This is a genomic window from Shewanella sp. YQ_9, assembly GCF_043103185.1.
GTDB classification, from domain to species: domain Bacteria; phylum Pseudomonadota; class Gammaproteobacteria; order Enterobacterales; family Shewanellaceae; genus Shewanella; species Shewanella algae.
In genome coordinates this window covers 12,427-34,099 of the sequence record NZ_JBICJO010000039.1, presented here as the reverse complement: position 1 = coordinate 34,099, position 21,673 = coordinate 12,427, and the positions used below count along the sequence as shown (strand labels likewise).

Sequence of the window (21,673 nt, the reverse complement as noted above, 5' to 3'; positions counted from 1 at the left end):
GCCAATAACTAATCCCGGGTTTCATGGGTGCTTCCCTGTCTTGTCTGCTTGATCCTGTCCCAGATACTGTTCATCGCTGACCTTTTCCAACCAACTGACATTACGGCCTTCATTGTCTTGCCCTGTGACCACAAGATGTGTCATCGCAGTCTTGGGAGCTGCACCATGCCAGTGCTTTATGCCTGCAGGGCACCAGATCACATCGCCTGGTTTTATCTGTTGTCGAGGTTTGCCCCATTCCTGTGTGTAGCCTACGCCCTGAGTCACAATAATTTGTTGGCCTTTGGGATGGATATGCCAGGCTGTGCGGGTACCAGGTTCAAAGGTGACATAGGCTGCAGATGCATTGATTTCATCGGTCGCAGGAAACAGTGGGTCGATACGTGCTGCACCAGTGAAAAATTGCTCTGGCCCGGCAATTGAAGAACGGGAACCTGATTCTGAGATACTTTGCTTTGGCTGCGCTGCCACATTTGGCAGCGAAATAAGCAATAATGTGCAAGTGAATATGAAGTTGAGTTTCATTGCTTTACTCCTTGTTAGAGTGAGACTTGAGTTGTTCGCTTTCGATAAGCCCTGCTTTTTCTATGCGAATTTTCTGCCTGCCTGAAAATTTCATCAGCTCTTTGCCAGTGTCTATCCGCCCTAGCGGGATCAAGCCTTGGGCGTAGCCATGGTCACGATAGAAAATGGCCAGATTCCCCCAAGGGGCGTAATAGGTGAGGTCGCCAACTTTGGCCGAATGCCCGCTGGGGACATCCAAGGTGGAGAGCTTTTTGGGTAAGTCCGCGATTTTCTCACTGGCGCCATAGTCGCTCAGTTCAAGTTCAAGGGGTAACAAGGCAAGAAAATCCCGGCTGGCAGAGTTGTCTTCCAGGCTCGCGACCAGGGTTTTGCCGCCCAGTAACAGAGTTATGCTGTGCATGATTTTTGTCTCCTCAATCTGAGTGGGTAACTGGTCTTGAGCCAGAGACATTTGTCCTCCAAGGAAAGGCAGGACAAACATAAATGCCTTGGTTATCTTTAAACAGGCTGTATTGGTCAAAGGCTTTGTCCATGTCATCGTCAGACCCTATCCTTTTGGCTTTTCGGGGTTTCGTAGCCTTGTGTTACCCCGACCAAAGCTGTGGATAGCAACAGCAGCAGGGCGCTGATACCAAAACAGAGTTGGTGGCCACCAATGTCGAATAGCACACCTCCCAAGGTAGAACCCAAGGCGATAGAGAGCTGAATGACTGCGACCATCAGGCCACCGGCTGTTTCGGCCGATTGCGGAATAGTCCGTGGCACCCAGGCCCACCAACCCACAGGGGCGGCTGTAGCGATAAGTCCCCAGAGGAGTAACAACACAATCACCGAGATCAATTGAGTGCCAAAGAACGCCAAACCGAGTGCGCTGACGGCCATCAACAAGGGCATGATTTTCAGCGTCAGATAAAATTGTCGTTTCAGAGCCCCATTGATAAGGCTGGTGCCTATGAGCCCGGCCAGGCCTATGAGCAACAGGATCAGGGATAATGGCTTTACAGCCACTTGTGTGACGCTTTCCAGAAACGGGCGAACATAAGTGAATAGGGTAAACTGCCCCATAAACAAACTGGCAATCGCCAGCATACCGGCCAGTACTACTGGAGTGCGTAACAAGCCCAGTACCGCAAAAGTGCCGCGGATCCTCGCTGAACGCTCTCTAACCGGCATGGACGGCAGGCTAAGCCATTGCCAAATCAGGGTGATGACAGCTATTGGCAATAAACAGAGAAAGGCGCCACGCCAACCAAGCATTGAGCCCAGATAAGCGCCGAGAGGGGCTGCCAAAATCATCGCCAAGGCGTTCCCGCCATTGAAGATGGCCAGCGCTTTGGGGACTTGTTCACTCGGTACCAAGCGCATGGCAATAGCCGCCGACATGGACCAGAATCCACCTATGACGACACCGATCAGTGCCCGGCCCAGCAAGTAACTGGCATAGCTATCGGACAGACCTATGATGAGGCCGGAAATCCCCATCAGCCCTGTCAGTCCCAGAAGCAGTGTTTTACGGTTTACCTTACCGGCCAGTACCGGGATAAGTAAGCTGGTCACCACGGCCAATATGCCGGAAATGGCTATCCCTTGGCCGGCCATTCCTTCGGTTATCTGCAGGGATGAGGCTATAGGAGTCAACAGGCTGACCGGCATAAATTCAGACGCAATTAGGACGAAGACACATAACGACATGGCAAAGACACCACTCCAGCAGGCGGTATCTTCAGTGGTTGGAAGCGGATCTGTAACTGAATGGCTCATAGATTGAGAATTTCCCCTCAGGAGTAGCTGGCGCTGGTAGCCGTTGTTGGATGAATTTATGACCAGCAGAATAGGCCTGGACGCCTGTGGTAACAAGCGCTCTAAATTCATTGAAACTATGAATCCAATTCATTAATAACGGATGTTTTTCGGTTATATTGGCCCAGTTTTCGAAGTATTCTTGTGAATATTTGATTGATTTGGTGAGCTGAAGGCCAAGCAGGGGAATAATATGAAGCGGGAAGAATTGAGTGATTTAACTCTATTTATGGCGGTCGCTGAAGAGCGCAGTTTTACTCGCGCGGCGACCCGACTCGAGCTGTCTCAATCCGCGGTCAGCCATGCAATAAGGCGCCTGGAAGAGGGGGTTGGTATCAAATTACTCAATCGTACTTCCCGTAAAGTGTCCACCACAGATGCAGGTGAAAAATTGTTGGCGGCCCTCAAGCCCGGGCTGGGGATGATCAATGCGAGAATTGAAGAGTTGCGACTATTGGGTGATGCCCCTAGAGGGCTGGTGAGACTGGCTACCAGTAAACCTGCGCTGCGAACCCTGCTGTGGCCCAAGTTGTCACAGATAGTGCGTGACTACCCGGAAGTGCAGATTGAGCTGAATCTGGAAAGTCGCCTCACGGATTTGACCGAAGAACGTTTCGATGCCGGGGTAAGGCTGCGGGAGTTTGTCGGCCCGGACATGATTGCCGTGAAAATTGGCCCCGCTGTGCGATTGGCAGCCGTGGCCACCCCTGAATACTTCAAACGCCATGGCGTGCCAAAGCACCCCCATGACTTGGACGAGCATGCTTGCCTAGTATTGAGGTTTCATGCTCATGCACCCGTCTATGACTGGGAGTTTGAAAAAGAGGGCGAAGAGATAGTCAAACATGTATCCGGCCCCTTTATTTTCAGTGAGAGTGATGTGTGTATTGAAGCGGCCAAGGCCGGGCACGGCATTGCCTTTGTTACCGAAGCCGAAGTGACGGAAGAGATAGAGAATGGATCCCTTCGGCGGGTGTTGGCCGATTGGTGTCCGCCGTTTGAAGGATACTGCCTGTGTTATTCCGGGCGGCGTAATATCAGTTCGGCATTCAGGTTGGTTATTGACAGACTCAGGTATGAGGGTAAGGATTGAACTGGCATCAAGGAGAACCGGCCCAAGGCATCTATTATTCAGGATACAATAAGTTTGTCGTTTGAATGAGCCAATAGCTGACCGAATAAAGCTATCCTTGTTCATCCCCAGGTTGAACCAGCTCAGCGTTAAACGTAACATAGCGTGCGCAAAAAGATGGCGCCTGAAAAAAAGATGGAACATCTCCAGCGGTATCTTGTTTGCGGCACTGTAAGCCCTATCTCTTAAATCAATCGGTTCCCGTTATATGCTGCTGATGATCGACAACTATGATTCCTTTACCTTCAATCTGGTGCAGTATTTTCAGCAGTTGGGGCAGCAGCCTGTTATCAAGCGCAACGATGAGATTGGGCTCGATGAGATCCGCGAGCTGGCGCCGGATTATCTGGTGATCTCTCCCGGGCCCTGTAGCCCGGATCAGGCGGGGATCTCGCTGGCCGCCATCGAATATTTTGCCGGTAAGTTGCCTATCTTGGGTGTCTGTCTTGGACACCAGTCGCTGGCTCAGGTATTCGGTGCCAAGGTGGTTCGGGCCAAGCGGGTGATGCATGGCAAGACATCGGCAATCAGTCACAATGGTCGCGGGCTGTTTCAAGGTCTGGCCAACCCCTTGACCGTGACCCGCTATCACTCGCTGTTGATTGACAGCGTGCCCGAAGGCTTCAGTCTGGATGCCTGGTATGATGACCCGGTACACGGGCGGGAAATCATGGCCATCAGCCATGCACAAAAACGCCTCTACGGCGTGCAGTTTCATCCTGAATCCATTCTGACCCAGCAGGGGCTTGAACTGCTCAATAATTTCCTGCATCTGGCTTAAGGAGCAGTGAGCCAGTCCCGGATTCGTACCAAGGCTCCATCCTTAACAAGCCTTTACAAGTTTTCAGCTTTTGCAGAACAACATCCTCTGGCAAATATGGTATAACAGGCCGCAATCGCTTGTTTTCTGTCATATGTCGCTTCCCGGCGGCCAAGATAACTATAAAAAAGGAAGGATGATGAAAAGCCTGATGCGTCATGCCGGTCTGAGTGTTTTGACTCTGGCCGTTCTCAGCGGCTGCGCCGCCACCGAGCCGCAACTCACCACCCAAGAGATCACCAACCCCAGCCAAACAGTACCCTTGGCAGCGCCTCCTGTGGCCGACAAGCCGTTAACTCTGAATAAAATTATGGCGGATCCAGATTGGATGGGACTCGCCCCCAAAGGTGCCTACTGGAGCGATGACAGCCACGCTGTGCTGTTCGCCCGCCAGCAGAGTGCATCTGTGCTGCGCAGTTACTATCGTCAGGGAGTGACAGACAAACAGGCGCAGGAGCTGGCGTTGTCTGAACTGCATACCGTCTCACAACGAGACGGTGTTCTGAGCCCGGATAAGCGCCGCAAGGCTTATATCTATCAAGGCAACCTGTTTGTGAAGGCGCTCGATAGCGGTGAGATCACTCAGTTGACCCGGCAAAATACCAAGGTTGAAGGGCTGCGTTTTTTAGCGAATGGCGATCTTGCCTATTGGCAGGCGGGGCAGATATTCAGATTGCATGCCGACTCAGGCCTTGTGGAGCAGCTCGCGGATATCAAGATGACCAAAGAGCCGGCACAGACCAAAGAGCCGGAAACTTATCTCGCCAAGGAGCAACACAAGCTGATCCACTATGTGGCCAAACAGCAGGAAAACGCCAAGGCTCGGGAGACATATCAGCAGCAGTTACAGAATGAAGACCCGACCCTGTCGGCCAAGCCTTGGTATCTGGGTGAGAGTGAGCAGCTGGTGGAACTGAGCCTGTCGCCGGATGGACGCTATGTGCTGCTGGCGTTGCAGGACAAGAGTTACAACTGGCGTGGCGAGCATGACATCATGCCCAACTATCTTGGCAAAGATGGCTATGTCGATCCTGTGCCCGTGCGAGCCAGAGTGGCTGAAGACAAGGCGCCAGGGCAGCGCTTGGTACTGCTGGACTTGCAGCAGCAGAGTAAGAAAGAGATAACCATCGAAGGTTTGCTCGGCTACAACCAGGATGTGTTGGCCGGCGTCAAGGCAGAAAACGCCAAGGCGAAGGGGGAACGCTACGAAAGTGAAAAAGCCCCGCGCAAGATCCAACTGATGCAGGATTGGGGCTGGAGTCAGAGCGCCATTCAATGGCAAGACTCAGGCAAGCGCTTGGCCGTAATGCTGGAAGCCGTGGACAACAAAGACCGGTGGCTGGCCAGTGTCGATCTGGCCAAGGGCAAGCTGGTCACTGAGCACAGGCTGCATGACGATGCCTGGGTCAACTATGACTACAATCAGTATGGTTGGTTACCCGGCAGCGACACCCTTTACTACCTGTCGGAAGAGAGTGGTTATTCGCAGTTGTATCTCAAGCCGCTCGGTGGCAAGGCGCGGGCTTTGACCTCGGGCAAGTTCGTGGTCAGTGACATCACTCTGAGCCCGGATAATCGTTATATCTACTACAAGGCCAACAAAGAACACCCCGGCAAGTACAATGTTTATCGGGTTGAGATAAGTAGCGGCAAGGATGAACAACTGACCCAGTGGAATGGAGTGCTCGACTACAGCCTGAGCCCGGATGGCCGTTCGCTGCTGTTGACCGCCTCCAGCCTGACCCAGCCGGATGAGCTCTATATTCAAGCCATAGGCGGTGAGCTGACCCAACTGACCCATTACACCAGCGACAGCTTCAAGAGCTATCCTTGGCAGGCGCCTGAGGTGGTTGCCGTGCCTTCCAGCCATGGCGCAGGTGAAGTCTATGCCAGGGTGTATCTGCCGGCAGGTTTCGACAAGGATCGCGCCGAATCATATCCGGCGGTGATCTTCAATCATGGTGCCGGTTATCTGCAGAATGCCCATTATGGTTTTTCCGGTTATTTCCGTGAGTTCATGTTCCATAACCTGCTGGCACAGCACGGATATGTGGTGATGGACATGGATTATCGCGGCTCCAAAGGCTATGGCCGCGACTGGCGCACCGCCATCTACCGTAATATGGGGCATCCGGAAGTGGAAGACTTGGCCGATGGCGTCAAGTGGATGAGTCAGCATGCCAATGTTGATGCCAAGCGGGTAGGCACCTATGGTGGTTCTTACGGTGGCTTTTTGACCTTTATGGCACTGTTTACCGAACCCGAGTTGTTCCAGGCCGGCGCCGCGCTGCGGCCTGTGACCGACTGGGCTCACTATAATGCGCCTTATACCTCGAACATACTCAACACCCCGGACGTTGACCACATCGCCTATGAACGCAGCTCGCCCATCTATCATGCCGAGGGCTTGCAAAAGCCGCTGCTTATCATGAGCGGGGTAATGGACGACAACGTGTTCTTCCAGGACAGTGTCCGCCTGGTGCAGCGACTGATAGAGCTGGAAAAGCCGATGTTTGAGACGGCTATTTACCCGGTTGAACCCCATGGCTTCAGACAGCCATCGAGCTGGCTGGACGAGTATCGCCGCATCTATAAGTTGTTTGAACAAGAGCTGAAATAGTCACTTTACAGGCCTCATTCGAGGCCTGTTTCTTTTTGGTATCAAGATTTTGCCGGTGTGACCGCTATATATATAACCCTAAAGGGACTAACATAAAAACACAGGGCCCGGGTGCGGGCGTGGCAGGAAGGCAACATTTTGGGCTTGTCGGTAGCGGGTGGGGTCAAACCCGGCAGTGTAATAGAGATAGAGCAGCGTCTGTATCAGCAGTTGATACTGGGCAAGCAACGCATTGACAGCGGTGACGATGAGCTTGAACCTGAGCTGGAGGCGGTGGCCTTCAAGCTTGAGGTTGAACGCGAGGCGACTCTGGAGCGGCTCGCCAGGCAGCAACAGGCCAAGGCGCTTTATCAAAGAGTATCGGCTCAGTTGACCGATACCCTGGCGGCTGAGCTCGGCAACCGTCTGGCTTCCATCGAAGAGGTGACACGCTTATCAGGCATCACAGATAAACAGATCTTGCTGCTGGAGTTATTGCAGCACCCAAGGCTTGATCTGGCACGCCTTCGTCCGGTCGTTGCCGAGCAGAGTTGGCTGGTGAGAGACTTGAGTTCTCTGGTGAACAGCCCTTCCTTCAGGGCCCGCAGGCCGCAGAATCTGGATGTGCAACTGACAGATCTCAAGCTGGTGCTCAGCTATATAGGCGTTGAGCACTTGCGGGTATTGATCCCTTACTACACCTGTCGTCATTGGCTGCCTACAGGCCACGCCAGTTTGCTTTGGACTGTGCGCAAGCTATGGCGTTTCTCTCAGGTGCAGGGCATTGCCGCCAGAACCCTGGCCAAGTTGCATGACTTGGATGCCCCAATGCTGTACGCGGTTTCCTTGATGCAGCAACTGGGGATCTCAGTGCTGCTCTCCATGAGCGCCAAGCTGTTTGAGCAGTTGCGCGGCTCATGGCTCAGAGAGGCGAGCAGCGACAGGGATAAGGCGCTCTATGATGCCATAGCCCTGTGTGATTTCCCCGCCGCCTTGGTCTATTCCCTGGTCAAGCAGCATGCGCTATCACTCAATTGGCAACTGCCAACCCAGCTTGGGTTTGCGGATGCGGCCATGGTGACTCTGCTCAAGGAGCGGGACACGGCCTTTGGCTTCAGTCAGTTGTCACCCAATGCGGCAGTGCTGGCCAAAGCCGATTGTTTTGCCAAGTGTTTTTTACTGGAAGAGATGCGGCAACTGGAATTCAGGGACAGGCGGATCATGATGGCGTATCATGAGCTCACGGAACAGGAACTCATTCGTCTCAAAGGCCAGAATTACCGCAAACCCGAGCTGCTTTAAGCCGTTGCGGAGCCTGTAGGCCTTCCATGGAGGAGCTATGCCCAGTTGGCAAGCCTCGGTATTGAACCGGTTGTTAACTTACGTGGCGCGGCCATCGGTCAGTCGCGGCAGTGCCAAAGTGCCTCTGTGCGGCATTCGCCGGCGCTTACTGGAGATGGATCGCCGCTGGTTGGGCTGGCCGCAGGAACTCAAGGTCGAGCACTGGCCGCTGAGCCACTCGCCACTCATCCATTACCAGTTGCCGCAGCCAAGAGAAGTCAGCCTCTTCTATATTCGCGGCGGTGGCTTCTGTTTCAAGACACCCCATGCCCATGCCCGTTTCCTGACCGATATTATGCGGCGCAGTCTGGCGGACTGCTATGTGCCCGATTATCGTCTGGCGCCGGAGCACCCGTTTCCGGCAGCCTGTGATGATGTGCTGGAAGCTTATCGGATGACACTTGAGCATTGTGACCCGGGCAAACTGGTGCTGATGGGCGACTCTGCCGGAGGCAATTTGGCCTTGAGCCTGTTATTGCAGCTGAAACAGCTCGAGTTGCCGTTGCCGAGAGCCTGCGTGTTGCTCTCTCCAGCGCTGGATCTCGGCATCACAGGTGATACCGAGCGCATACTGGCTGCCGACGATCCCTTGTTCACCATTGAATCACTGCTCAGACTCAGAGGGGCGTATCTCGCCGGTAGTAACCCCATGTCTGAGCGGGTTTCGCCGCTTTATGGTTGCTTTAAGGACTTGCCGCCCATCTTGCTGCTGGCCGGTACCCGTGAGCTGCTGCTACAGGATGCCGAGCGCCTGCAACAGGCGGTATTGCGCGACGGAGGCCGGATAGAAGCCGGTTTCTACCTCAATATGCCCCATGTCTTTCCACTATTTGAACTCTTGCCCGAGGCCATGGAAGCCAGGGGCCAAATCGCTGCTTTTATACGCAATAATCTACTGTTATGATTGTCGTTAACTATTCAAAATAGGTGAATAGTTAACGAATTCGGTATCAGTTGAGATTTTTTGTGACTATTTATGCCGTTAAACGGCAGATATTTGCCTGCTTAATTCTCAAACTCAGATCTTTATGCACTTATAGGCCAAGGCATTGCTCCTGCATATTGATCAAACTGGTATTTTGATCACAATTTCGCTAATAATGACACCTAAGCAACACAAGTAAGTGCAGTTTTACTCACAAAAAATAAAGATTAACTGCTTAAAACGGTGGCCGACAGAGCCGCCGACAACACAAAGGATGAGAAGGAATGAGTGTAAACATGAATTTGACACGTGCCCAGTTTGATGAAGTCATGGTGCCTAATTATGCACCGTCACCCGTTATCCCGGTTCGTGGCGATGGCAGTCGTGTTTGGGATCAGGAAGGCAAAGAGTATGTCGACTTTGCCGGTGGTATTGCAGTTAACTGTTTGGGCCACTGTCATCCAGCCGCCGTTGAGGCGCTTAAGGCGCAGGGCGAAAAACTCTGGCACTTGTCCAATGTGATGACCAATGAGCCGGCACTGGCATTGGCGACCAAACTGGTTAACGCCACTTTTGCCGACAAGGTCTATTTCGCCAACTCAGGTGCCGAAGCCAATGAAGCGGCCCTGAAACTGGCCCGCCGCTATGCTCTGGATAATTTCGGCGCCGAAAAAGATCAGATTATCGCCTTCGACAAAGCCTTCCACGGCAGAACCTTCTTTACCGTCAGCGTAGGTGGCCAGGCCGCCTATTCAGATGGTTTTGGCCCCAAGCCGCAGGGGATCACACACCTGCCATTCAACGATGTTGCCGCATTGGAAGCCGCGGTGTCGGACAAGACCTGCGCCATCATGCTGGAGCCGCTGCAGGGTGAGGGCGGTATCATAAACGCCACTCCAGAGTTTCTGGCCAAGGTGCGTGAACTGGCCGACAAGCACAATGCATTGGTGGTGTTCGATGAAGTGCAAACCGGCGTTGGCCGTACCGGCGAGCTGTATGCCTACATGGGTACAGATATAGTGCCGGACATTCTCACTACGGCCAAGGCTCTGGGCGGCGGTTTCCCCATCGCGGCCATGCTGACCACGGACAAGATTGCCGCTCATCTTAAAGTGGGCACCCATGGTTCCACCTATGGTGGTAACCCTCTGGCCTGCGCCGTCAGCAACGCGGTATTTGATGTAGTCAATACCCCCGAAGTGTTGCAGGGCGTTAAGCGTCGTGAGCAACTGCTGCGTGATGGCCTGGAAAAAATCAATGCCAAGTACCAGGTGTTTTCCGAGGTGCGCGGCAAGGGACTGTTGCTCGGCGCCGTGTTGAATGAACAGTATCAGGGACGCAGCCGTGAGTTTCTGTTGGCCTCGGTCGACAATGGCCTGATGACACTGATGGCCGGTGCCAATGTGGTTCGTTTTACTCCTTCTTTGATCATCCCTGAAAGTGATATTGCCGAGGGTCTGGCACGCTTTGAAAAAGCGGTCGCCAAGGTGGTTGCCGCCTGATCCCCGTGGGCCCAGGCCCACTTAGCGCAATAGACTCACAGCTGCTGTTCTGACGGGCGGGCCCGACGGAGCAGCAACTGTGGATGAGTGGAGATTTAACCATGTTAATCATACGGCCTATCCGAGCCTCAGATTTCCCGGCGCTGCGCTGTATCGCCGAAGAATCGGGCCATGGATTCACCTCGCTGCCGGTCAATGATGAGCTGCTGACCCGCAAGATTGCCCGTTCGGAAACCTCTTTCGCCAAGGCGGTGGAAACGCCTTTTGATGAAGGCTACCTCATGGTGTTGGAAGACACAGAGACCCAGGAGGTCGTGGGCACCTGTGGTCTGGAAGCCGCGGTGGGAATGGAAGATGCCTTCTACCATTACCGTTTGGGCACAGAGGTTTATCATTCGTCGCAGATAGAAGTGCGTAACGAGGTTGAAACCCTCAGCCTGTGTCATGACTACACTGGTGCCGCCGAGCTCTGCACCCTGTTTCTGAGAGACTCCTACCGCAAGGGCAACAATGGCCGCATGCTGTCACGCAGCCGCTTTCTGTTTTTGGCCCAACATGCCAATCGGTTCGGTGAAACTGTTATCGCCGAGATGCGCGGGGTCAGTGATGAAAACGGTAATTCCCCTTTCTACGGCTGGCTGCAGCAAAACTTCCTCGGCATAGACTTTATTCAGGCCGATTACCTCTCTGGTCTGGGGCAGAAGGCCTTTATGGCCGAGATGATGCCCCGCAGCCCTGTCTATGTCTGCCTGTTGCCCGAAGCGGCGCAGAAGGTTATCGGTGAAGTGCACACCAATACACGCCCGGCCCTGAGCCTGTTACAGGCGGAAGGTTTCCGCTGGCGCAATTATGTAGATATTTTTGATGGTGGCCCCACGGTTGAATGCAACCTGGCGGACATTCGCTCCGTGCGCGAGAGTCGCCTGCTGACGGTGCGTATCGGCGATATGCCCCAATCAAAGGACAGCTTTATTCTCTCCAACACCCATTTGGCAGACTACCGTGCCGGTTCGGCCAAGCTGGCGCTGACAGACGACAGTGAAGAAGTGATCCTGTCGAGCGAGTTGGCCGCCGCACTCTTGGTGGCAGACGGGCAATCGGTCAGGGTATTGGCAATATAGGAACAGCATAATGACACAATTTATCAAGGGCCAATGGCTCGCTGGCGAAGGCCAGGCAATGAGTTCAAGCAACCCGGCCAACGGCGAAACCCTGTGGCAGGGTAATGCCGCTACCCCGGCTCAAGTTGAAGCTGCCGTTGCAGCCGCCAGAGAGGCGCAGTTTGACTGGTTTATGCTCGGCTTTGACGGCCGCTTGCAGGTGATAGAGGCCTATCGCGATCAGCTGGAAGCCCATAAGGCGGAAATCGCCGACACCATAGCGCAGGAAACCGGTAAGCCACTGTGGGAAACGGCCACTGAGGCGGGTGCCATGATAGGCAAAATTGGTCTGTCGGTCGCGGCTTATCACAAGCGTACCGGCGAAACTGAAAATGAACTGCCTGCCGGGCGGGCCGTGCTGAGACACAAGCCACACGGCGTAGTAGCGGTCTTCGGGCCTTATAACTTCCCTGGGCATCTGCCCAACGGCCATATAGTACCGGCTCTGCTGGCGGGCAATACCGTGGTATTCAAGCCATCGGAACTGACGCCAAAAGTGGCAGAGCTGATGCTCAAGCTGTGGGAGAAAGCCGGCCTGCCCGCCGGGGTTATCAATCTGGTGCAGGGCGAAGTGGAAACCGGCAAAGCGCTGGCTTCACATCCTCAGCTTGATGGTCTGTTCTTTACCGGCAGCTCCCGCACCGGCCACTTGCTGCATCAGCAGTACGCCGGTCATCCGGGCAAGATCCTTGCCCTGGAAATGGGCGGTAACAATCCGCTCATCGTCAAAGGGATCAGTGATATCAAGGCGGCCGTGCACGAAATAATTCAATCTGCCTATATCTCCAGTGGCCAGCGCTGTACCTGTGCCCGCCGACTCTACATAGAGAAAGGTGAGCAGGGCGATGCTTTGATTGCCGCACTGGTTGCGGCGGTCAAAGCGATAGCTGTCGGCCCTTGGAATGCCGAACCTCAGCCCTTTATGGGCTCGATGATCTCTGAAGCAGCAGCCAAGGGAATGGTCGCGGCGCAGCGTAATCTGCAGAATCTCGGCGGGGTCTCGCTGGTGGAACTAACCCATATTGAGAGCGGTACCGGCCTGGTGTCTCCAGGGTTGATTGATGTTACCGAGGTGATTGAACTACCTGATGAAGAGTATTTCGGACCCTTGTTGCAACTGGTGCGTTACAGCAGCTTTGACCGGGCGATTTCGCTGGCCAATGATACCCGCTATGGCCTTTCTGCCGGATTGCTGGCCGATAGCCGTGAAGACTATGACTATTTCCTGGCACGGATTCGTGCCGGCATAGTGAACTGGAACAAGCAGATCACCGGAGCCTCAGGTGCGGCGCCATTCGGCGGTGTCGGGGCATCGGGTAACCACAGAGCCAGCGCCTTCTATGCGGCCGACTATTGTGCTTATCCCGTGGCTTCCATGGAGGCCGATGGTCTGAGTTTGCCACAGGCATTGAGTCCGGGACTTAGCCTCTGACAGTGAAGGGAAGCGCAGTGGCGCTTCCCTTTTTTGAACATACCATTTGCCTTTGGGCAAACTGCATTACACAGGGAATAACCATGCATACAGATATCAATGCGCTGTTCAATGCCATGTGGCAGGACTATATCAAGATGACGCCATCGGCGGCCAAAGTGCACCAGCTGTTGGGGCAAGGCAAGGCGATTATTAACGACCATATCGCCTTGCGTACATTCAATCTGCCCAAGGTGGGCTTGGATGTGCTGGCAGCCCATTTCGAAGCGCTGGGCTATGTGGCTTGCGGCGATTATCGCTTTGAGCAGAAAAAGCTGGTGGCAAAGCACTTTGAGCATCCGGACCCGACTCAGCCCAAGGTCTTTATTTCTGAGCTGCTGGTGGAAGAGTTCAGCCCAGAGTTGCAACAGCGGGTTGCCGACTTGGTTGAGCAGATCCCAACCCAGGCTTTGACCGCAGATAACTTTACTTATTCAGGCAGACACTGGCAGCTTGACTATGACACCTACCAAGCCCTGCTCGCCGAGAGTGAGTATGCTGCCTGGGTTGCCGCCTTTGGTTATCGTGCCAACCACTTTACCGTGTCTGTGAACCATCTGGCCGAATTCAGCACCCTGGCCGCCGTGAATACTGCGCTCAAGGAGGCCGGTTTTACCCTCAACAGTGTTGGCGGTGAGATCAAAGGTTCAGCTGAAGTCTTGTTGGAACAGTCTTCCACCATGGCCGACAGAATCCCTGTCGCCTTTGATGACAAGACGGTAGAGATCCCCAGTTGTTTCTATGAATTTGCCCTGCGTTATCCCAAAGCCGATGGTGAACTCTATACCGGCTTTGTTGCGGCTTCGGCAGATAAGATTTTTGAGAGTACCAACGTCAAGTCGTAACAGTGCTTAATTAGTTACAGAATGGCCTCCTTAATTAAGGAGGCTTTTTTGTAAGTAAACAAAACACCATGCTTAATATAGTGAAGCATTAATGTTTTTATGATGTTTTAATTATGTTTTATGTTGGTGTTGATTTGCCAAGGTTAATTTATTTTTATGATGTTTTTTATGATATATACCCAGTTTTTAATCTATTTAGACTAGTCATTAAGTGTTGGTGTTGATCACTGTGTTTTTCATGATTATGCTGTTTACATAAGTAACAATATGTATTGAATACATTCGAGCTAATATCGAGACGCTATTCCGTTTGGGGCGGCGGAAAATCACATGAATAAGAGAAATAAGTCGAATAGTAAATTGCAGAGCTTGGTCAAGTTGGCCATGCCTTTGCTGTTGTTTTTGGCTTTTTCTAATGCAGCGATATCTAATGAGTTTGAAGAAGTTAATACGCTGATATCTATTGCCAAACAGAACGCGTCACCGGTAAATCAGTTGGCAATCTATTCTCTCTCCTTGCCTTGTATTATGGCCGTTAAACTGGCGGATAACGCCGTCTTGGCCGAAGTGTTTAAAGCCATTACAGTCAGTTGGTTTATTTTGTTCTTATGCGGGCCCCGTATTCCCAACCTGGGTGTCCCGCAACTTTCCTTTGGTTGGATGCCCTATTGGGCGCAATTACTCCTTGAATGGGTAAAACCTATTCGTGGCAGTACCTCTTAGACTGGAATTACCTCCAGATTAATTCGTTTTAAATAAATTAAGGCTTTTAAATATGAGATCCGGTAAATATCACCGCGATCTGGCCTTGTCACGCATAATAAAAAGTAAAAAAGCAAAGACGAGCTTCCCTTTGCTGGGCTTACTATTGCTTGCGGGACAAGCTCAGGCGGTTAATGAGTTTGAACTCAAACAGGAAGAATTCGGCGAATGGACTGCCTATTTCAATGCGTCTTATACCCGCAATGTCTACAGTGAGTCGGCCTTCGATGCGTATCGGGCTTATAGCCTGGATGCCAGAGTCGATTACAACAGTGATTGGGGCAGTGTGCTGCTGACCTTTGGCGGTGAAAAAGAGACGCTGCACGGTAAGGAGTCGAGCTTTTTTGATCCCTTGCTCGAGTATCGAACGCCACTCTATTCTCTGACCGAGACTCTATCACTCAAGGGCAGTGTCGGTGTCTATCTGCCGGCGGCGCATTACACCAAGCTGGATAGACTGGAGTATGCCCCCAGAGTGGCGGCCTATCTCTTCTATCGCCCTGAGGGCAACTTCAGCTTCTACCTGTCTCCCAGATACAGGTACAACGCCTACAAGTACAAGACCGCCGGTGAGCGGGTGCTGATTGAACATCAGGTCGATCTGGTGGCCGATGCCTATTGGCAGTTTGCCAGTAATTGGTACCTGGATATCAGCGGCCGCTATCGGATGTCGAAGAATTACCGTGGTCGTCGTATGGATGACCAATTCACCTTTGCCCAGGAACTGGGATGGATGCCTGCCGAGAGTTGGACATTGGCCATTGGCCATAACAACAGCGGCCGTTTCTACCACCCGGAACTGGGGCCTTCCGAAGGATTTGAGCTGTATGACAAGCGCAGCTCCACCTTCTATTTCTCAGTAACAAAATACCTATAAACTCAATTTATTCAGAGGATTAAATGAAGAAGTCAAGTCTGAGCCTGGCGATAGCAGCCAGCCTGGCACTCGCAGGATGTGGGGCAGGAGAAGAACCGTACAAGGAGTTGCCCAAAGATGAGAAACAGATTAGCAGCGACTCGATAGAGAAGGCCGGTGAGCGCCAATACCTCTATATCCGCAGTGTCGGCAAGGCGCCGCGTTATGCCGCCGCTATCCGCGGCTTCAGCCAGGGGGATCCCAAGTTGGTGACCCTGCACAAGACAGAGAATGGTATTCAGGTTCGCCAGTTGGACCGGGACGCCATAGGTCTTGGTCATGACAGCCGCTACCAGGAGGGCATCAACCAGGCCCCGGTACTGACTATCCCCGGTGAGTACATAGACTTCAGATGTACCGAAGACAAGTGGCGTGAATGCATCAACGTTGAGCAGGTCAATACAGATGCCAACCTGACCTGGCAGGATAAGCGCTTCTTTGTGCCTGACTTTGCCGACACCAAGATTGCCGAGCTGGGGATCAACGATATCTTTATGTTTGGTGAGTGCGTCACCGAAACTGAATCCCCAAAACTGGTCAATGCCGGAGCCTACAAAGGCTATGAAATGGACTTGGACAAGGGCGTGATCAACTTCGAGATTGAACACACCTATCAGGCATCGGGCCAGTGTTTCAATCAGTTTTACGGTGGCAATCTGGATAATCTGTCGTTCACCACCACGGAATTTATCTCCATAGTGGCGCTGGATCAGCTGGCCAGTGAAGATTATCAACCCATTCCTTACAGCGAGCACGAGAAGGGCACCTTTGGTTTCTTCAACTCCAGTCACAGCTATCGGGACAGAACCGACTCAGAAGGGGTGGATGGCTATGTTCGTACCTACCTGAACCGCTTCAACCCGGCTAAGGGTGAGTTGGTGTACTACTTGTCCAACAACTTCTATGAGCCCAAGAACAAGCCTTTCCTGGATGCGGCTATCGAATCTGTGACCGCGATGAATATCGCCAACAGCCGTTATCATACCGGCTTGCCACAGATTAAGCTGGAGCAGGCGGGCGATAAACGCCATGGCGATCTGCGTTATAACCATATCACTCTATTTGATGAGCCTCTGGATAACGGTCTGGCCGGTTACGGTCCATCAGCAGCCAACCCACTGACAGGGGAGATTGTCAGCGCCAGGGTTAACCAATACAGCTCCAACCTCAAGCAAGGCGCGGTGCGTTACTATCGGCAACTGATGCTGGATTATAACCGCGGCAAGTTGGATGCGGCTTCGGTCGAAGCGCTCACCGGCGTGCCTTATCAGCAAGCCGTGGTTAAGCCAGTGGCTTCCACCACATTGCAAGCTGTGCCTGCGGCGCTGGACAAGCCCGCCGATGTGATGGTCGCCGCCACTCCGGCAGCTCTGCCACTCAAGCCCGCTGAGCAGCAGTTCAACGCCTTGGCCGACTTCGATGAAGCCAGCCGTGACTATTGGTCCGAGCATACTTTGATGCATGTCGACACTGTGTTTGCCGCAGGTGGTCAGCAAAGAATGCTGCCGGCCGGTGTCAAGGACCACAAGATTGATTGGCAGAATGCCGAGTTGTGGGTCAATGGTGATGTTGGCGGTAAGCTGCAGGCATTCGAGAAGCTGAGCCTGGATCTGCAGGATAGCCTGAGCACTGCGCTGGCCGCCCAGGCCTTTGCCGGTACCCTGACCCATGAACTGGGCCACAACTTCGGCCTGAGACACAACTTCGCCGGTAGCCGCGATGGTGACAACACCTTCAACCAACAGGAAATGGAAACACTTAACCAGGCCTTTGCCGGTGCCGGTTATCCTGATCTGAAAGTGAACGCCGAGTTCTCCAGCCAGATGGACTACAACGTTAACCGTTTTGCGACCACTTTTGAGCCCTATGACCTGGCGGCGCTGCGTTTCGGTTATGCCCGTGAAGTTGAGGCCGACAACGGCGACTTTGTCTCCCTTAAAGACGAAGATGCCAAGCGTCGTGATGAGCTGCAAAAAGGAGTGATCCAGGGCGAGACACGTTTCGGTGCGCTCTACAACATTGCCCGCGACCACAAGCTGCGCAGCTATGCCTTCTGTACCGACGAGCATGTGTCGCTCAACAGCAACTGTAACCGCAGTGATGCCGGTCAGAACCTGGATGACATCGCCCAGTTCTATATCGACAGATATCAGGACAGCTATGAAACCAGTAACCTGAGACATAACCGTCAGTCGCTTTATGAAGACCACAGCCTGGGTTACACCATTGCCCGCAAGCGTCAGTTTGATGAGATCCGCCAGTTTATCGAAGATGTCAGCTTCCTCGAGGGGCTGTTCGACTTGCCGGAAAACTTCTTCGCCAACGACTGTCAGCTGAAAGTCGCAGCCGGCCAGGATGCCTGGTATTGTGCCAACCAAAGGGCGATGAACAAGGCGGCAGACCTGTTCCTGCGCCTTGCCGGTGAAAATGATGCCGTGGTAGATGTCACCTTCCGCACTGCAGATGGCCAGGCAGCCCTGAGACAGCAGTACAACTTTGCCAAGTTGCTGGAGCAGTATCGCTTCAAGAGCGCCGACATGACCATGAAGTTTGCTCCGGGTGAAGTGATCAGCAGGTTTGCCGACTCTCCAGAGGCATTGAAGGAACTTATCATCAACTATGGTATCAAGGAAGAGTTCCGGGATATGTTGAGCGCCGATGTGACCTTCGCCGGTCGTTTGCTGAACGGGATCAAGGCGCCTGAAGGCTCGCCCAACCATCCTTATGTCAACGAGCGTGATGTGCTTGGGGTATGGCCGGACAAACTGCTGGCAGTGCGTGCCTTGGTAAGTCGCACGACTCCGAGATCGACTTCCAGCCGTGGTCACAAGGCGCTGGTGGATCTGCCACAAACCGGCAAGCTGTTCGAAGATATGCTTTGCCGCATGGCGCTGGGTAATGGCCCGGATCTGGTTAGCAATGGCAAGCCTTTGTTTGCCGATGCCTGCAACAGCAGCCCTGAGCTGGAAACGTATCTGCCTTACTACAGCGATTTTGCCAGCCAGAGCATAGAGCCTCTGCCCAATTATGACCGTACAGTATCGCGCTTCTTCGGCTTTGATACCGTCAATGGTCAACCCAAAGGCAAGAGCAACCTGCTGCAGATGATGCTGAGACAAGTGGTGTTGGCATCGGTCGATAGCGACTATCAGGGTGAGCAGAAGGCCAGGGTATGGCGTGAATATGTCGGTATTCATCAGGCTGCCCCTGGGCTGGATATGCAGGCCCAAGTGTCCCTTAACGGTAAAATCTACGCCGCGACCGCCGAGAATAAGTTGGCGCTGGCGCTGATTGCCCGCATCAAGGAGGTGGAGCAGTTTATCGCCTCGGCTTCTCCTGAACTGCTGGCGCAGCAGCTCAAGGGCGGCACTGTGGGTGAGATACTCAATGGTCAACTGAGCCGCGATCGTCTTGCTCTGAGCTACCTGCCTGTACTCGATTGAGCCAAGGTCTGACAGCTTGATAACAAAGAACCCAGCCTAGGCTGGGTTCTTTATTTTTGTCTGAGTGACTCTTTGAGGAGCCAGGCTAACCTTCAGGCCTTGAAGGTCAGTGAAACCTTGAGTCCGCCCAGTGCCGGGCTCTTGCAGAAGTCGATATCCAACTGATACTGCTCGGCAATATCCTTGACTATCGACAACCCCAGCCCATGACCATTGATCTCTTCATCCAGGCGATTGCCGCGGCGGGTGAGGGTTTGCATGTTTTCCTCTGCCACTCCTGGGCCGTCATCTTCGACGCTGACATACACCAGTCCCTGATGTTGCCACACCCTCACCAACACCTGGCTTGAGGCCCACTTATAGGCGTTGTCCAACAGGTTACCGAGCAGTTCCATGCCGTCTTCTCTGTGGATTGGCAGTCTGGGAATACCATCACTGATATCGAAGCGCCAGCTAATCTGCTTGTGTCTATGCACCTTGTCCAGGGTCTGGCACAGGCTCTCCAGATCCCTTGGCAGCACCAACTGTGCCGCCGGCAGCATATCGCCTGTGATCCGCGCCGCCGCCAGTTTACGCTCTATCATCTTGTGGATCTGATCCAGTTGTTGCTCCAGTGCCCTGGCGGTATCGGGATCTTTCAGCCCCAGCGCTTCTACCTGCTGGCGCATCACTGCCAGTGGCGTCTTCAGGCCGTGGCTGAGATTGCCCAGATTGTTGCGGCTGCGCTGAATTTGGTTACTCGTGTATTCGAGCAGCTCGTTGTAGGTTTCGGCCAGAGGTTTGACTTCGGGAGGAATAGTCTCCAGCGACAGCGAGTTGATCTCCCCCTCCCTGAGTTTGGCCAGCGCCTGTTTTATCTGCTTCACCGGCTTGAAGGATTGCCGCAATACCAGAAATATTCCCAGGATCATTGCCAGCAACATGGCCAGGTTGACACTCAGTTTGGTGCCATAAACCTCGGTAAATACCTTGCGGCCTATGCTGAGATCCTGTGCCACCGTCAGGGTGGCATTGATCTTCTTGCTACTTGAGGTCAGCCCCAATGACAATAGCTGAATGTCGTGATTCTGTGGCCCTTTGGTTTGCCAGGCACGGGTTTGCCCTGGCTCCAATTGCACTATTTCCAGGCGTTGATCCCACAAGGAGCGGGAGCGGATCTCCCGATCCGGCAGATTGAGCTGGTAGTAGCGCCCGGAATAGGCGGGTTTGTAGAAGCCGGAAAGCAGGCTCTGATCTATCAGGATCTCACCGTCATTGAGGTGAGTGGCCAGCGCCACTTGCTCCAGATCTTCCTGCAAGCGGTTGATAATAGAGTCGTGAAATGCCTGGCGCAGCATGGATTCCATAAACGCCAGGCCTATCAGGGTACTCAGTAACACCAGTGCTGTCAGCCACAGGCTCAGCTTGGTGCGGATGGACATCATCAGGATTGGCTGCCGTGAAAGATATAACCTTGGCCGCGACGGGTTTCTATCGCTGTCTTACCCAGTTTCTTGCGCAGATGGGTGACATAGACCTCGACCACATTGCTCTCTTTCTCATCATCAAACTGGTACAGCTTGTCGGTGATCTGTGCCTTGGAAAGCAGCTTCTTGGGTGACATCAAGAAGATCCTCAGCAAGCGAAACTCCATGGCGGTCAGGTCGAAACGTTGACCATTGACAGTCACAGTCTGCTCGGCTTCATCCAGACTGACGCCGCCGAAGTTTAATTGCTTGCCGGGCACAGTGGCACGTCCATGGGTGCGGTGGATTATCGCCTGCAGTCTGGCCAGCAGTTCCTGGGTGTGAAAGGGTTTGCCCAGATAGTCGTCGGCGCCGGCATTGAAGCCTTCAACCTTTTCATGCCACTGGCTGCGGGCGGTCAGCATAATCACAGGAGTGGTCAGCCCCTGCTGACGCCATTTTTCCAGCAACTGCAAGCCGTTGCCATCGGGCAGGCCTATATCGAGAATGATGCAGTCATACTGGGTTTCTTTGACCAGATAGTCGGCTTCTATGGCTTTGTCGGTCACATCCGTGACATAGCCTGCTTGCTTTAGTTGTTTTGCCAGTTCTTCAACCAGCAGGGCATTATCTTCAACGAGTAGAAGTTTCATTGGGACGACATTCGCTCGGTAATGGGATTAGATCATCGTGTAAACCTGTGCCTGCATTCAGACTCAGACTGACGATATGGCCATGTTCGACTTTTATCTGCAAATCATAACGCCATTCACCCTCTTTCTGATAGAGATGAGCGTCAATCAATTTGCCATGGCACACCCATTGTAGCTGAGAGAGAGTGGCATCCAGGGAGAGGATCGTCCCGGATTTCACTAATTCCTTGGCGATATCGTGATCGGGTTCCAGGTGGGGACTGACCACTTCAGCCTTTGCAGTGCTCAAAGTCAGGCTAATAAAGCAAATGAAAAATAGCCCTCTCAATTGATG

At 53.2% G+C, this 21,673-nt stretch carries 18 protein-coding genes; 12 read left to right on the top strand and 6 right to left on the bottom strand.

The features are described from left to right. Positions 1-21: 21 nt before the first annotated feature. The 3 genes from ACF8D4_RS12105 to ACF8D4_RS12095 form a co-directional block, all read right to left on the bottom strand. Entirely contained in the window at positions 22-525 is a 504-nt protein-coding gene (locus ACF8D4_RS12105) for a cupin domain-containing protein (protein ID WP_101095573.1), read from the bottom strand. A gap of 4 nt (positions 526-529) precedes the next feature. Continuing rightward, entirely contained in the window at positions 530-925 is a 396-nt protein-coding gene (locus ACF8D4_RS12100; RefSeq protein ID WP_259663458.1) for a cyclophilin-like fold protein, read from the bottom strand. Between the two features lie 140 nt (positions 926-1,065). Beyond that, positions 1,066-2,286 (bottom strand): MFS transporter, encoded by a 1,221-nt coding sequence (locus tag ACF8D4_RS12095; protein ID WP_198552059.1) that lies wholly within the window; start codon positions 2,284-2,286, stop codon positions 1,066-1,068. Positions 2,287-2,518: 232 nt separating this feature from the next. Between ACF8D4_RS12095 and ACF8D4_RS12090 the strand changes: the two genes are divergently transcribed. The 12 genes from ACF8D4_RS12090 to ACF8D4_RS12035 all read left to right on the top strand — a co-directional run bounded on the left by ACF8D4_RS12090 (position 2,519) and on the right by ACF8D4_RS12035 (position 19,241). Then, positions 2,519-3,418 carry a LysR family transcriptional regulator gene (locus tag ACF8D4_RS12090; RefSeq protein WP_025011314.1) on the top strand — a complete coding sequence of 300 codons (900 nt, stop codon included), beginning with the start codon at positions 2,519-2,521 and terminating at the stop codon, positions 3,416-3,418. A gap of 247 nt (positions 3,419-3,665) precedes the next feature. Beyond that, positions 3,666-4,238, top strand: a complete 573-nt coding sequence (locus ACF8D4_RS12085) for an aminodeoxychorismate/anthranilate synthase component II (RefSeq protein WP_392465588.1) — start codon at positions 3,666-3,668, stop codon at positions 4,236-4,238. A 178-nt stretch (positions 4,239-4,416) separates the two neighbouring features. Beyond that, positions 4,417-6,897 (top strand): prolyl oligopeptidase family serine peptidase, encoded by a 2,481-nt coding sequence (locus tag ACF8D4_RS12080; RefSeq protein ID WP_392465687.1) that lies wholly within the window; start codon positions 4,417-4,419, stop codon positions 6,895-6,897. A 138-nt stretch (positions 6,898-7,035) separates the two neighbouring features. Next, positions 7,036-8,178 (top strand): HDOD domain-containing protein, encoded by a 1,143-nt coding sequence (locus ACF8D4_RS12075; protein WP_144135837.1) that lies wholly within the window; start codon positions 7,036-7,038, stop codon positions 8,176-8,178. A 37-nt stretch (positions 8,179-8,215) separates the two neighbouring features. Then, a complete protein-coding gene (locus ACF8D4_RS12070) occupies positions 8,216-9,121 on the top strand; it encodes an alpha/beta hydrolase (protein WP_392465585.1) in 906 nt (301 codons plus the stop codon). 305 nt (positions 9,122-9,426) lie between these two features. Next, complete coding sequence (locus ACF8D4_RS12065; protein ID WP_028779706.1) at positions 9,427-10,644, top strand: aspartate aminotransferase family protein; 1,218 nt, start codon at positions 9,427-9,429, stop codon at positions 10,642-10,644. Positions 10,645-10,745: 101 nt separating this feature from the next. Beyond that, positions 10,746-11,765 carry an arginine N-succinyltransferase gene (gene astA / locus ACF8D4_RS12060; protein ID WP_039035546.1) on the top strand — a complete coding sequence of 340 codons (1,020 nt, stop codon included), beginning with the start codon at positions 10,746-10,748 and terminating at the stop codon, positions 11,763-11,765. Between the two features lie 10 nt (positions 11,766-11,775). Then, a complete protein-coding gene (astD, locus tag ACF8D4_RS12055) occupies positions 11,776-13,236 on the top strand; it encodes a succinylglutamate-semialdehyde dehydrogenase (protein WP_025011310.1) in 1,461 nt (486 codons plus the stop codon). A gap of 83 nt (positions 13,237-13,319) precedes the next feature. Beyond that, positions 13,320-14,120, top strand: coding sequence for a DUF1338 domain-containing protein (locus ACF8D4_RS12050; protein ID WP_025011309.1), 801 nt, complete (start codon positions 13,320-13,322; stop codon positions 14,118-14,120). Between the two features lie 330 nt (positions 14,121-14,450). Continuing rightward, positions 14,451-14,843 (top strand): hypothetical protein, encoded by a 393-nt coding sequence (locus tag ACF8D4_RS12045; RefSeq protein WP_025889173.1) that lies wholly within the window; start codon positions 14,451-14,453, stop codon positions 14,841-14,843. 52 nt (positions 14,844-14,895) lie between these two features. Beyond that, entirely contained in the window at positions 14,896-15,759 is an 864-nt protein-coding gene (locus ACF8D4_RS12040; RefSeq protein ID WP_181317252.1) for a hypothetical protein, read from the top strand. 23 nt (positions 15,760-15,782) lie between these two features. Beyond that, on the top strand, positions 15,783-19,241 hold the full coding sequence (locus ACF8D4_RS12035) for a zinc-dependent metalloprotease (protein WP_392465582.1): 3,459 nt from the start codon (positions 15,783-15,785) through the stop codon (positions 19,239-19,241). Between the two features lie 92 nt (positions 19,242-19,333). Here ACF8D4_RS12035 and ACF8D4_RS12030 read toward each other — a convergent pair whose 3' ends face one another. From ACF8D4_RS12030 to ACF8D4_RS12020, 3 genes are read right to left on the bottom strand one after another with little or no spacing between them, the layout of a single operon-like run. Continuing rightward, positions 19,334-20,665 carry an ATP-binding protein gene (locus tag ACF8D4_RS12030; RefSeq protein WP_025011306.1) on the bottom strand — a complete coding sequence of 444 codons (1,332 nt, stop codon included), beginning with the start codon at positions 20,663-20,665 and terminating at the stop codon, positions 19,334-19,336. Continuing rightward, complete coding sequence (locus ACF8D4_RS12025; protein ID WP_025011305.1) at positions 20,665-21,339, bottom strand: response regulator transcription factor; 675 nt, start codon at positions 21,337-21,339, stop codon at positions 20,665-20,667. Before ACF8D4_RS12025 ends, ACF8D4_RS12030 begins: the two co-directional genes overlap by 1 nt. Then, complete coding sequence (locus tag ACF8D4_RS12020) at positions 21,320-21,667, bottom strand: PepSY domain-containing protein (RefSeq protein WP_144216762.1); 348 nt, start codon at positions 21,665-21,667, stop codon at positions 21,320-21,322. Before ACF8D4_RS12020 ends, ACF8D4_RS12025 begins: the two co-directional genes overlap by 20 nt. Positions 21,668-21,673 lie beyond the last annotated feature (6 nt).

Excerpts from the sequence above, each read along its gene's own strand:
- ACF8D4_RS12105 (WP_101095573.1), bottom strand. The coding sequence starts at position 525 with ATGAAACTCAACTTCATATTCACTTGCACATTATTGCTTATTTCGCTG.
- ACF8D4_RS12100 (WP_259663458.1), bottom strand. The coding sequence starts at position 925 with ATGCACAGCATAACTCTGTTACTGGGCGGCAAAACCCTGGTCGCGAGC.
- ACF8D4_RS12095 (WP_198552059.1), bottom strand. The coding sequence starts at position 2,286 with ATGAGCCATTCAGTTACAGATCCGCTTCCAACCACTGAAGATACCGCC.
- ACF8D4_RS12090 (WP_025011314.1), top strand. The coding sequence starts at position 2,519 with ATGAAGCGGGAAGAATTGAGTGATTTAACTCTATTTATGGCGGTCGCT.
- ACF8D4_RS12085 (WP_392465588.1), top strand. The coding sequence starts at position 3,666 with ATGCTGCTGATGATCGACAACTATGATTCCTTTACCTTCAATCTGGTG.
- ACF8D4_RS12080 (WP_392465687.1), top strand. The coding sequence starts at position 4,417 with ATGAAAAGCCTGATGCGTCATGCCGGTCTGAGTGTTTTGACTCTGGCC.
- ACF8D4_RS12070 (WP_392465585.1), top strand. The coding sequence starts at position 8,216 with ATGCCCAGTTGGCAAGCCTCGGTATTGAACCGGTTGTTAACTTACGTG.
- ACF8D4_RS12065 (WP_028779706.1), top strand. The coding sequence starts at position 9,427 with ATGAGTGTAAACATGAATTTGACACGTGCCCAGTTTGATGAAGTCATG.
- astA (WP_039035546.1), top strand. The coding sequence starts at position 10,746 with ATGTTAATCATACGGCCTATCCGAGCCTCAGATTTCCCGGCGCTGCGC.
- astD (WP_025011310.1), top strand. The coding sequence starts at position 11,776 with ATGACACAATTTATCAAGGGCCAATGGCTCGCTGGCGAAGGCCAGGCA.
- ACF8D4_RS12050 (WP_025011309.1), top strand. The coding sequence starts at position 13,320 with ATGCATACAGATATCAATGCGCTGTTCAATGCCATGTGGCAGGACTAT.
- ACF8D4_RS12045 (WP_025889173.1), top strand. The coding sequence starts at position 14,451 with ATGAATAAGAGAAATAAGTCGAATAGTAAATTGCAGAGCTTGGTCAAG.
- ACF8D4_RS12040 (WP_181317252.1), top strand. The coding sequence starts at position 14,896 with ATGAGATCCGGTAAATATCACCGCGATCTGGCCTTGTCACGCATAATA.
- ACF8D4_RS12035 (WP_392465582.1), top strand. The coding sequence starts at position 15,783 with ATGAAGAAGTCAAGTCTGAGCCTGGCGATAGCAGCCAGCCTGGCACTC.
- ACF8D4_RS12030 (WP_025011306.1), bottom strand. The coding sequence starts at position 20,665 with ATGATGTCCATCCGCACCAAGCTGAGCCTGTGGCTGACAGCACTGGTG.
- ACF8D4_RS12025 (WP_025011305.1), bottom strand. The coding sequence starts at position 21,339 with ATGAAACTTCTACTCGTTGAAGATAATGCCCTGCTGGTTGAAGAACTG.